General features: G+C 59.9%; 10 protein-coding genes. 2 read left to right on the top strand and 8 right to left on the bottom strand.

Features of this window, described 5'->3' with window-relative positions; translation table 11 throughout:
• Window positions 1–217 precede the first annotated feature (217 nt).
• From ACR0J8_RS20125 to ACR0J8_RS20090, 8 genes are all read right to left on the bottom strand, one after another.
• The gene (locus ACR0J8_RS20125) at window positions 218–421 is read right to left on the bottom strand and encodes a hypothetical protein (RefSeq protein WP_170616960.1); all 204 of its coding nucleotides are present in this window, start codon (window positions 419–421) and stop codon (window positions 218–220) included.
• A 395-nt stretch (window positions 422–816) separates the two neighbouring features.
• Window positions 817–2,187 carry a nucleotide sugar dehydrogenase gene (locus ACR0J8_RS20120; protein ID WP_480891954.1) on the bottom strand — a complete coding sequence of 457 codons (1,371 nt, stop codon included), beginning with the start codon at window positions 2,185–2,187 and terminating at the stop codon, window positions 817–819.
• 222 nt (window positions 2,188–2,409) lie between these two features.
• A complete protein-coding gene (locus ACR0J8_RS20115; protein WP_480891951.1) occupies window positions 2,410–3,174 on the bottom strand; it encodes a polysaccharide deacetylase family protein in 765 nt (254 codons plus the stop codon).
• Window positions 3,175–3,177: 3 nt separating this feature from the next.
• Window positions 3,178–4,617 carry a protoporphyrinogen/coproporphyrinogen oxidase gene (locus ACR0J8_RS20110; RefSeq protein ID WP_480891948.1) on the bottom strand — a complete coding sequence of 480 codons (1,440 nt, stop codon included), beginning with the start codon at window positions 4,615–4,617 and terminating at the stop codon, window positions 3,178–3,180.
• Entirely contained in the window at window positions 4,614–5,576 is a 963-nt protein-coding gene (locus tag ACR0J8_RS20105) for a lysylphosphatidylglycerol synthase transmembrane domain-containing protein (protein WP_480891945.1), read from the bottom strand. Before ACR0J8_RS20105 ends, ACR0J8_RS20110 begins: the two co-directional genes overlap by 4 nt.
• 13 nt (window positions 5,577–5,589) lie before the next feature.
• Window positions 5,590–6,507: a glycosyltransferase family 2 protein gene (locus tag ACR0J8_RS20100; protein WP_480891942.1), complete on the bottom strand. Its 918-nt coding sequence runs from the start codon at window positions 6,505–6,507 to the stop codon at window positions 5,590–5,592.
• 485 nt (window positions 6,508–6,992) lie between these two features.
• Window positions 6,993–8,168: a glycosyltransferase family 4 protein gene (locus ACR0J8_RS20095; RefSeq protein WP_480891940.1), complete on the bottom strand. Its 1,176-nt coding sequence runs from the start codon at window positions 8,166–8,168 to the stop codon at window positions 6,993–6,995.
• 67 nt (window positions 8,169–8,235) lie between these two features.
• Complete coding sequence (locus tag ACR0J8_RS20090) at window positions 8,236–9,324, bottom strand: NAD-dependent epimerase/dehydratase family protein (RefSeq protein WP_480891937.1); 1,089 nt, start codon at window positions 9,322–9,324, stop codon at window positions 8,236–8,238.
• A 144-nt stretch (window positions 9,325–9,468) separates the two neighbouring features.
• Between ACR0J8_RS20090 and ACR0J8_RS20085 the strand changes: the two genes are divergently transcribed.
• Window positions 9,469–10,533: a Gfo/Idh/MocA family protein gene (locus ACR0J8_RS20085; protein ID WP_480891934.1), complete on the top strand. Its 1,065-nt coding sequence runs from the start codon at window positions 9,469–9,471 to the stop codon at window positions 10,531–10,533.
• Window positions 10,534–10,630: 97 nt separating this feature from the next.
• On the top strand, window positions 10,631–11,551 hold the full coding sequence (locus ACR0J8_RS20080) for a glycosyltransferase (RefSeq protein WP_480891932.1): 921 nt from the start codon (window positions 10,631–10,633) through the stop codon (window positions 11,549–11,551).
• Window positions 11,552–11,553 lie beyond the last annotated feature (2 nt).

Genomic DNA, 11,553 nt, shown 5'->3' with positions numbered 1-11,553 from the left:
ACCGGGCCGCGATGTTTATGCGCTGGAGGCGGACTGGCTGGCCTATTGGGCCGCGTCAGGGCGTCCGCAGATCAGAAATCCGCAGCGGGCCTTTCTGGGATATGTGGCCAAGCGGGTCGCGGGGCGGGGCTAAGGCGCGCGGAATTACGGGCGCCTTGCCATGCATTTGCAACAGCAATGAAAGATGTCCCGGCGGTTTCCCGGGTGTCACAGGTGCTCAGCCCGAATAGGCGTGATCCTGTTCCCGCGTCTGCGGCTTGAAAGACCTGATGGCGAAGATCACGAGGCCAGCCGCAAGAATGAACACCCAGCCTGACAGCATATAGATCCCCAGCACCATCAGGACGGACATACCGGAGTACAAAGCAATCCCACTGGCACCCAGGCCGACAAGGACAGCTATTCCGAGAATTCCCATCATGTTATCCGGTCCTCCGGCATTGGTTTTGGCCGCGTCAGTTTCCAAAGTGGCCGTAGTTGTGCCACCGGGTGAGTGCCCGGTATGATTCCGCGCCGGAATCATGGCAAAACTGTGAACCACCTTGGGTTAAAATTTGGTTATTTTACCTGACGGGGCTTTGCCCCAACTACTCGTTCGACACTGCCTGTTTGCAGACATTGGAATGTTGGGTGCACTATTTCGCAAAAATTTTATGGCGGCAATCCGTGGTCGCCCAAACCCTCAAAACGTGCAAAGCTCCGCCGATTGGCGCGATTTCATGGGTCCGAAACACGCCGAAACGGGTGTATTGGGGCCTAATTCCCTGTCCGCCCGCCTTTTTTGCGATCCCGGTTTCCGGGATATGGCCGGGCTGATCACATCTTTACCAGACGCCCGTCCGCCACCCGGATTCCCTGTTTTTCGAAAACATTGCGGGTGTCGAACACCAATGCCGCCTCGCGTGCGACCAGATCGTAATCCGGCGCGCTGTGATCGGTGATGACGGCCACGGCGGCATAGCGTTTCAGGGCTTCACCCGTCAGCGGCTGCGAGGTCCGCCCGGCCAGCTGCGGGTATTCGCCGCCTTCCGGCAGGCAGGGGAAATACGGATCGTGGTAATCCACCTCGGCCCCCAGCTTTTCCAACTCGTCCAGCAGGACCAGAGCCGGGCTGCGGCGGGTATCCTCGACATCGCGCTTGTAGGCGATGCCCATCAGCAAAATCCGCTGCCCGGTCAGGGGCTGCCCGGTTTCGGCCAGCGCAGACCCGTTGCGCGCGGTCAGTTCCGCGGCCATCCGGGCCGCCAGCATCTCGGGTACCGCGTCATTGCTGGTGCGGGCCAGATTGATAAGCGGCGTATCAGATCCTGCATCCGCGGCGCGCCAGGCCAGATAGGCCGGAGACACCGGGATGCAGGCCCCACCAATGCCGGGGCCGGGATAGAAGGGCATGAAGCCGAACGGTTTGGTGGCCGCGGCCTCAATCACCTCCCAGACATCCACGTCCATCGCTTCAAGCGCGGTCTTCAACTCGTTGACCAGCGCGATATTGACGGTGCGAAAACTGTTTTCGACCAGCTTCACCGCCTCGGCGGTTGCGGCTGAACTGACCGGCACCGCGCTGGTGACGATGGCGCGGTAGAAATCCTCGACCAGTTGCCGCGACAGCGGATCGTCGGCACCGACCACCTTGGGAATGCTGTGCGTATCGAACTTGTCATTGCCCGGGTCTTCCCGCTCGGGCGAAAAGGCCAGGAAAAAATCGGACCCTGCCCGCAGACCGCCCGCCTCGAGGATGGGCTGAACCAGCGTGGTCGTGGCGCCGGGCCAGACGCTGCTTTCCAGCACCACCATCTGACTGGGGCGCAGATGCTGCGCGATGGTCTGCGCGGCAGCCACGACAAAGCGCATGTCCGGATCCTGCGCATCGGTCAGCGGGGTCGGCACGCAGACCAGCACGATATCGGCGTCAGTCAGCGCAGCGGCATCCTGCGTTGCGCGGAAGCGCCCGCTGTTCACCGCCTGCGCGATCCGGTCCTGTGCCAGATACGAGATGACCTGATCACCCTGATTGATCCGCGCAACCCGGTCGGGGTTGAGGTCGACGCCGGTGGTGTCGAACCCTTCGTCATAGGCGGTCAGCGCCAGCGGCAGGCCGACATAGCCCAGCCCCACCACGGCAACCCGCGCGTCGCGCGCCGCAATACGTTGTCTGAGGGACTGATGATGTGAGGTTTCGCAGTTCATAATCTATCCTGGTCGTGCAAAGTCAGACTGAAATCAACTGACGGGCTGCCCGGGAAAACAGGTTCGGTCTCGACAACAAGATGAAGGGTCTGACAGACAAAGCCAATAGATTTGTTGGAATCCAGAGAGGTCGTTCGAGACTGTTTGACGATTTGAGACAATGCGCCCATTTCCATCATTCTGTTAATGCGTGTTCCAGGGTGAAGACCCGGTTTTCCACCGTTAGCGGCGGGGTATTGCGATTTTCCCAATACCGTTCCTGACGGTGCCACGCAATTGGCGCAGGCTTTGGCGCAGGGCCAGATAAGCCTTGCTACGCCCGGCCAGATGCGCGCGCCAGCGGGCGATATCAGTGAAATAGAACATTTCGAGCCGGGGCAGGTCGTGAAGGTCACAGCTTGCCCTGGCCACGCCCAGCCGTGTGCCGACGGATGTAGCGTAATGGCGGGCGATGCAGCGCCGGACTTCGGGGGAAGACGCACCATAGGGCGGTGCGAAATGGCGGATGGGGTGACCAAGTCGGTCGGAGATGTCCTGCCCTGACCGGGCAACCTCGTCCTCAAGGGCATCTGCAGGTAGGGTGGTCAGGTTGGGATGCGTGATGCTGTGCGCGCCGAAGAATACGCCTTCTGCGGCCAGATGCGCGACCCGGTCCCAGCTCATCAGCGCGCGCGGAGGGGCGTTGCAGCCAGACCAGTCCTCCGGTTGTCCCATACATCCTGAAGGCAGGTAAACGATCGGGCGAAAGCCGTGATCGCGCAGGATGGGCCACGCGACTGTGGCAAAATCGCAAAACCCGTCATCGAATGTGATGACGACCGAACGGCCCCGGGGGGGCTCGGCCAAGGCATCCGGTGATACGATCGGTAATCCGGATTCGGCCAAGGCCTGCATCTGTGCGGCAAAAACCTGCGGCGAGATCGAGGTTGGCCCCGGGGCATCCGAGATCGAGTGATACATCAGGATATCGAACTGTGGTGTGGTCACTGCTCAATCCTCGACAACATGGGTGGCAAAGACGTCGCGATAGGTGCTCCATTTCGCACGGTCGACCTGCCCGTCAGGGCCGATACAATCAGTGGCCGCGTAGGCCATGGCAAATGCATGATGCGTATTGTCATGGGCAAACAGGCCCTGCCTGCCAAAGACCAGAAGCCCGTCAAGCTCAAGTAGCCATTGGTCCACTGTGTCGAACCGGCTTTGGTAATCGACGTCGTAGACGGGGTATGCATGGCCAAGCCTGCGGGTTTCGCAGCGCCGCACCGGCACGGTAACCGGCAGGCCAAGCTTCCCCAGCCAGCCGGTGAACTCGTGCCCCAGTTCTTCGTCCGACATGTTCCACCACTTTTCATCAGGGTCGCAGGGCAGTTCCGCACACAGCACGGTAACACCCATTGGATCAGAGCTGGCCGAGTAGTTCTTGGGTTCAGACATCCGGCTGATGGGGATTGATGTTTCAGGGAAGTAATGCGCGTCGAATTCCGTGAACTGGTCGGCCTCCAGGATAAGATAAAGCAGGATCATGCCGCGGAACCGGATAGCACGGGCGGCCTCAACCACCTGGGCGGGCGGCGCGTCGATCATGCGTATCAGTCCGGTCAGGGGGATGGTGGACAGGATCAGATCGCCATCCAGCCTGGTTTCGCCGTTTTCACCCTGAATGGTCAGCCCGGTTACCCGGTCGCCGTCGCGTTCGATCCGGGTGATTTCGGTCTCGAATAGGAATTCAGCACCGTTTTCGCGGGCACTGTGCAGCATGGCGTCGGAAATCTGTCCGAACCCCTTGCGCGGGTAAAAGAACCGCCCCGCCGTTTCATTGCGCAGGCCCGGCATCAGGCGCAGCATTTTCATCAGGATTTTTCCGACCGAGCCGCTACCGACCCGGCGCTCGGCCAGAGTGACTGCCAGCTTGTCCGGGTCCAGCCCCCAAAGCTTTCGTACGTAAGGGAAATAGAAGTTTTCCGAGATCGTGGGACCCAACCCGTCATAGAGCACGGTGGAAAACGTCTCGGGTCCTGCGCTTTTCCGGCGAAAGGGTTTCAGAACCATGTCGCGGATCAGCGACAGCGCAAAGGGCTTGGGTAGACGCATCAGCGCATCGGTCAGTTTCAGCGGGAAGTGAATCCATTTGCCGCCCAGCCGGATACGCCCGTGCCGGGGGCGCAGCAGCAGATCGTCGCCCAGCAGTGTTTTCACGTCCTGCAGCACCTCGGGCTCTGCCGCCGGGTGAAACCGGTGCGAGCCATAATCGCAGATCACGCCTTCGATCGGGAACGAGGCCGAGTTGCCGCCCGCGATGGCGGCGCGTTCGATCACCGTGATGCGGGCCTGGCCAGTCAGGGCATGGGCTGCGGCCAGACCGGCAGGTCCGGCACCCAGAATGATGATATGAGGCTTGTCGCCCCCTTCGGGTCGGGAAACATCCGTCACTTGCACTTTTCCTTTTGGGAATTTGCCGGGGCGCTGAACCGCATCCCGGACATGGTCAGAACCAGCGCGCCTAACCCGCCCGCTGTAAACAACACAACCTGCCAGACCAGCCCGGCAGCCACCACCGCCGGGGCGCTGGCGCCGAAGGGGGCCAGAAATCCAGCCAGCGTCGCCTCGCGCAGGCCCAGCCCGTTCAGCGACACGGGCAGGACCGCGATGATCTTGGCCAGCGGCCAGGCAAATATCCATGGCCCGGCCGCCACATCGACACCAGCGGCCACGGCCAGCCACCAAGCCAGCATGACCAGCAACAACTGGATCAGAACCGATGCGATAAAGGCGATGCCCAATGTGCCGGGTTTGCGCCCCATCCCGGCCAGCGCATCGGCCAGACGATGGGCAAACCCCTTGCCGGGCAGCGACGGTACATAGCGCCAGGGCAGGGGCAGCAGGCGCGGCAAAGCGACCATGCCTGCCAGCGCCGCCAGCAGCACCAGCACCACCGGCCAGATCGCATGCCCACCCTCGGCGCTTTCCAGTGTCAGGACCAGACCCAGACAAGAGAGCGTCAGAAGCGCCATCATATCGATCAGCCGATCCACGGTCGCACCCGCGACAACCTGCGCGCCGTCCTTCATTGCGGCCTGCGCCAGACCGGCGCGCACCGTGTCACCTCCGATTGCCCCCGGCAGGCACAGATTTGCGGCCAGTCCGGCAAAATGTGCCCGGACGGCCAGCTGGGCGGCAAACCCGCGCCCCAGCAGTAGCCACCATTTTAATGCAGCGCCCACATGGGCCAGCAGGAACAGGATCAGCACGCAGACAAATACCCAGATAGGGATCGCCTTCAGCGCTGCCACGATGGCATCGGCGGGCAGAATCCAGAACAGGACCGCCAGCACCAGAACCGACCCGGCCACCCGGATCAGCCAGCGTCGTTGATTTGGGTCAGAGAGCATTCTGCCGCTCACCTCACGGTCTGAGATGCAGCCGCGAGATCATGTCGGCGATCAGCCCCAGCGACCAGATCATGATCGCCGCCAGGAACGAGAACACCGCCGTTTCGCTGAGGTTCCAGTACGTGATGTCGATCAGAAGCTTCACCACGCCCAGAACAAAGAACGCCAGACCCAGCGGGATGAAAACGCGCAGCGGGTTGAACAGTGTGCTGATGCGCAGGATCAGGATGATGAAGTTCAGAAAGTCGATCGGCCGGATCTTCGATTTACCCACCCGTTTGCCATATTCGATGGGCGTATAGATCATCCGCTTGCCGTTCGATGTCATGCACAGCGTGATGGTGGTGGTGAAGGAAAAATTCTGCGGCAGCAGCGGCAGGAACGGGATCAGCTCGGATTTGCGGAAAACGCGCAGGCCCGAGTTGAGGTCGTTGATCTTGCGCTCGGCCAGGAACGAGGCGAAGGCGAACAGGAATTTCTTGGCCGGTCTGCGCAACAGCGGCACGTTCTTCATCGCAGCCCCCCGGTCGCCCACGACCATATCCTGATCGCGGCACATGGCCAGCATGCCTGGCAGATACCGCGCGGGGTAAGTGCTGTCGGCATCGAGAATGGCCACATATTCATGCTGCGCCATCCGCACACCGCGCTTGAGGCTGGCGCCATAGCCGGAATTGACGTCGTTATAGGTGACGGTGGCACCGCTGGCCTTGGCCTCGGCGCGGGTGTTGTCCTGGCTGGCATCATCGACCACGATGATCTCATAAGGAATACCCAGCGGTTCGAGATGCGCCCGCACATCCTCGACGGTATGACGGACGGCGTTTTCCTCGTTATAGGCGGGGATGACCACGCTCAGGCTCATGCCCGATGTGTCCGGTACGGCCAGCTCTCCGGCGGCGGTTCCGCTTGATGTGGATGTATCAGTCATTTTGTTCATCGAGGTGAGCGATCCCTTATCTCAAAATCTGTTCAAAGCTCGGGGCACCGACATTCTATTTCACTAAAAGGGCGGGCCTCCTGATCTTTGCAGTTCCATGGTATTCAAACCGGTTCAAACTGAACATATCTTGTAAATTTGGCAAAATTCGAACGATCAGCCGTTAAGTTTCGATTCTTCTTTTCTGCGGGAGGGCGGATGGGTGCTGCGCGGCGGGCTGGCCCGGATCATAGCGGATATCGCGGCTCAGCGGCCGATAATATTCCGTGCAGCGAGAAGACAGAGAAATGTTTCTAAAACAGAATATCGCAACATATGAACAGTTACCCAATCAATCGGAAAATCACGTATGCCCATTCTGGGTTTTCGCGGCATGAAGTCCAGAACAAGCGTGCTTGAAGCTCCAATTTTGTGTTTTGCGTGTCTAAAACGGCAACAGATTTGTGCTCCTCCTCGCTTTGGGCTCGCCGAAAGCGTCAAATACGTCCAAGGGCTTTCATGAAGCTTGCCTCGGCCAATTCCGCGCCTTTGTCCCAACTAAAGTTTGTGGCCTGTGCCAGGGCTTTTTGCGAGAAATCGTTTTGCAGGCCAGGTTCGGTCAGCAGCCGGATGGCCTGATCCGCCAGTGCCTGGCTGGACAGAGGGTCGAAATACAGCCCGCCATCGCCCACCACCTCGGGCAGGCTGCCGCGATCCGAGGACAGAACCGGGGTGCCGCAGGACATCGCCTCGAGCGCAGGCAGGCCGAATCCTTCCCAGAGCGAGGGGAATACCAGCGCGTCGGATGCGTTCAGCAGGGCGGCAAGATGTGCATCGTCGATCTCGCCGGTAAAGACGATGCTTTCCGAGCGCGCCGCATCGGCAGCGGCGCTGGCCTTGAGGTCTTCGACATTGTCCCAGAACCGCGCGCCGGTGGTGCGCCCAACGATGGCCAGACGCGCATTTGGCATGCGTGCCAGGATTTCAGGCATCGCCTCGATCAGCCGCAACACGTTTTTGTGCCGATTGAAGCCGCCCACATAGACCAGCAAAGGGGCATCGGGCGGGATGTTGTATGCCTGACGCGTCTGGGCCAGAAGCTGCGTGTCGTGAATTTGCCGAAAAATTGGCTCTGCCCCTTCGGTGATAATGTCGGTGCGATCTGCGGGAATGCGCAGGATACGTTCCAGATCCTTGGCGGACGCCTGCGATATCGTCATCACCCGCGTCGCCTGTTTCTTGGCCAGCCAGCATTTCGCTTGCCACAGGCGGAAGTTCAGCTTCTTGGGGAAGATGAGATCGGGAAACCGTTCGGGAATGGTGTCATGAAAACACACCACTGAGGGCCGCCGGGTCAGTTGTGGGAAATAGGAATATACCGCTGGGTAGAAGAACAGATCGCAGTCCATCCGCTGTGTGGACCGGGCCATGGTGATCAGATCGGCTCCGCCGCGCGCCGAGGTCCCGGAGGAGGCTTCTGACATTGACCTGTCCGATCCAGCGATCCGGATATCGACACCTTCGGGCACAGGCCGCGTAGGCTCCTGATCGAACAGCAGCGTATAGCGGAACCCTGTTTGCCGCGCGGCCAGTGCTGGGATCAGATTGCGGGTGAAACGTCCAAAGCCACGTTCATTTTCCCAGGAGCTGGCGTCTACACCGATATGCAGCATGCTTTTGCCTTGATAGCGGCCTTGAAATTCGGGCCATGGGGTTGCGTTTCAAATAATGGGCATGGCGTCAGCCAAACCGATTTTGCAAATAGTCTGCTGTTGCTGCCAGGCCTTTTTCAAGCGGGTAGTCGGGCTGGTAACCCAACCGCGCCTGTGCATGTGCGATGCTGCAACTGCCTTTGGCGGCAAAAAGTTCCAGCAGATGCCGGTCGGGATAGGCTGCGCCATCGCCTGACGCCATACGCCTTTTGATGGCGCGCACCAGCGCTTCGAACCGGTCCCGCCCCAGCAGTGTACGGCCAAGCGCTCCGATCCGGGCCGCAGTCGAAATGGTCTCGGGATCCGCATCATGAACGGGCTCAGGCCCCAATCGGTCCGAAAGGGTCTGATAAGGCTCATATCGCAGATCACCTTTGCCGATGATCCGGGAATAGCCCGACAAAAGGTCGGACCATGCAATCGGTTCAAGCCCCGAGATGACAAAGCGTTCCTGACCCAGATCCTCCAGGACCGCCGCCCGGAGAATGGCCTGCACCACATCATCGACGAAAACACCGTTACACAAGCCCTCGGGCCGCGGCAGGATCTGTGTTCCGGTAGCAAGATTTTCCGTCAGCTGATCGGTCCACAAGGCGCTGCCGGGCCCATAAATCAAGGTGGGTTGAAGGATGGCTGCCGGGACGGGGCCGGCCATCAGCTGTTTCTCCATCTCGAGCTTGGCCTGACGGTATGGGCTGCCGCCTGGGTGTTGTACCGGGCTGGTTTCATCCAGATCCTCGTTGGGCCAGACATCATAAACCACGATGGAACTGGTATGGATGATCCTTCCGATGCCAGCGTCCTGTGCTGCGCCGAATAATGCGGCAAAATCCGACAGGTTCTTCTCAGAAGTGGCCCGCACATCATAGGCCAGATGCATCAGTATGTCGTGGCCGCGCAGGGTCTCTGCAATCGCCACCCTATCACCAAGAGCTGCAGTGACGACAGTGACGCCCTTTGCCTCAAGGTCTTTCGCGCCATGACGGCTGCGCAACAGGGTCGTTATCCGTGCTCCGTTTTTCAGAAGGGCTGGAACCAGCCGCGCCCCAAGAAACCCTGTCGCGCCGGTGACAAAGACTGCCTGCCCCTGCAATTTTTCCGAACCTGTGAAGTTCACTGTTGCCAATCCCTCTTCAATTCAAACCTAGGTATGAAATCGTTGCGCCTCAGGAGCCTAGCGCAGGGTGGTTGCGCATGCTACTCCGCTAACAGATGATCTGCTGTTATAGATGTCCGGGGTGTAACACCCCTAGGTTTTTGAATGAGGAGTTTTATGAGGATCGGTGTGATCGGCGCAGCCGGCAAGATCGGGCAGATGCGCGTGCAGACCATTATCGACAATCCCGACACCACGCTTGCCGCCGTTATGGATACGGATATGTCCCGGGCCGAAGCTGTGGCCAGTGGTGCGCCGGCCTTTACCGACGCGGACAGGTTTTTTGATGTCGGTATGGATGCGGTCATTATTTCGACCCCGGCGCATGTGCGCGAACCTTTGTGCCTGATCGCGTTCGAGCGGGGGTTGCATGTGCTGGCGGAAAAGCCGCTGGCCACCACGGCCGAGGCCAGCAGCAGAATCGTTTTAGCAGCCCGGGCGGCGGGCATAGCCCTGGGCGGTGGGTTCAACATGAGATATTATCCGGCCTTCTCATATGTGAAGGATGTCATCGAATCGGGCCAGATCGGAGAGGTCGATCATGTGCGCATCTATGGCGGGCATGAGGGTCTGACGAAATTCGTGCATGACTGGGAGTACAAGTCCGAGATTTCAGGCGGTGGCGCGCTGTGGGATGTGGGGATTCACATGACCGACATGGCCCGCCATATGCTGGGTGAAATCACCAGCGTTTACGGAGTTGCCACCGAAAAGGTCTGGAATGAGCCGGGCTCCGAAGACAATGCGATAGCGATCTTTAAAAGTCCCGGAGGTATTCCCGCGATCTATCAGGCAACCTGGACAGATTGGAAAGGCTACAAAAGCCAGGTCGAGGTATATGGCAGTAAGGGCATGGTGCGCGGCGCTTATGCACCGATGGAGACACTGCTGATCACCATGGATCGTCCGGGTGGCAAGCCCACCCGCCAGCACCGCCGCTATCCCGGGATCATGCTGCGGGAAAAGCTGAAATCCTGGAGATCCACGGCACTGTTGTCTTTTGCCGATGAGTTGCAGGAATTTGCCGGGCTTTGTGCGGGCCAGACCGGTTTGCGCATTTCCGACGGCCACGCCGCCCTGCGGGCGATCGAGGTTGCGGATGCGGTGCGCGAAAGCAGTGCAACCGGCCAGCCGGTCAGGCTTGATGCGCTGGGGGACATGGCCGCATGACATCTGATTGGTTTCCAGACGGCGCTTGGAATCCCGACCGGGCCTTGTCAGTATCTGCCTTGAAGAGGCAGGGTTTTTCCAGTTGCAGGAGCTTGCGGTGACAGATCATCCAACGCTTTCCATCGTCGTGACTATTGTCGATGGCGGCTCTTACCTGCGCGACTTTTTGCTTTCTGTTACCGCATTTGAAGACCCACCGTCGCTGGAACTCATTGTACCTTATGATGCGAGCGTCTCAGAGGCCGCCGAATACGCAGTAGAGTTTCCGGATGTAAATTTTCTGGACCTTGGGGTCATCACGCCTGCCCGTCCGATAACGTCCGAGGCAGGTCAGCATGAGCTTTTTGACCGCAGACGCGCGGCCGGGCTGGCTGCCGCTACCGGTGACGTGATCGCGATTCTCGAAGACCGCGGGCATCCGCACCCCGACTGGGCCCGCACCGTCATGCGCCTGCATGCGGAAACGGGCAAGAATGTCATTGGCGGGGCCATCGACTGTAAGGAACCGGTCTCACTGCTGAACTGGGCGTTCTATGTGACCGACTTTGGCCGCTACGGCTTGCCGTTTAACAGCGGCCCGGCGGAATGGGTTTCGGACGTAAATGTGACCTATAGCCGGAAGGCATTGGAGGCGACCCGCCATCTGTGGAAAGAACGGTTTCGCGAGCCGGTCGTTCACTGGTTCCTAATCGAACAGGGTGAAGAATTGTTGCTGTCCAATGAACTGGTTGTCGATCATATCCGCCCTCCGGCAAGGCTGGGCCAGCTGCTGCCCGAGCGGTTTCACTGGGGGCGACTGTTCGGCCATATCCGGGCGATGCATATAAGTGGCCTGAAACGGCTTGCCTACATCCTGTCCAGCCCGCTGATCCCGCCGGTTCTGTGGGTGCGCCATGGCCTGACGCAGGTGAGCAAGGGGCGGCTTCTGCGATACCTGACAGCGCTGCCCTATATCATCATCCTGACCATCGCCTGGACCTGTGGCGAGGTCTGGGGCTACGTCACGCGGCGGCCCTGAGC

Source organism: Ruegeria sp. N11 (assembly GCF_056531525.1).
This window is presented reverse-complemented; position numbering and strand designations above follow the sequence as displayed.

Excerpts from the sequence above, each read along its gene's own strand:
- ACR0J8_RS20125 (WP_170616960.1), bottom strand. The coding sequence starts at position 421 with ATGATGGGAATTCTCGGAATAGCTGTCCTTGTCGGCCTGGGTGCCAGT.
- ACR0J8_RS20120 (WP_480891954.1), bottom strand. The coding sequence starts at position 2,187 with ATGAACTGCGAAACCTCACATCATCAGTCCCTCAGACAACGTATTGCG.
- ACR0J8_RS20105 (WP_480891945.1), bottom strand. The coding sequence starts at position 5,576 with ATGCTCTCTGACCCAAATCAACGACGCTGGCTGATCCGGGTGGCCGGG.
- ACR0J8_RS20100 (WP_480891942.1), bottom strand. The coding sequence starts at position 6,507 with ATGACTGATACATCCACATCAAGCGGAACCGCCGCCGGAGAGCTGGCC.
- ACR0J8_RS20095 (WP_480891940.1), bottom strand. The coding sequence starts at position 8,168 with ATGCTGCATATCGGTGTAGACGCCAGCTCCTGGGAAAATGAACGTGGC.
- ACR0J8_RS20085 (WP_480891934.1), top strand. The coding sequence starts at position 9,469 with ATGAGGAGTTTTATGAGGATCGGTGTGATCGGCGCAGCCGGCAAGATC.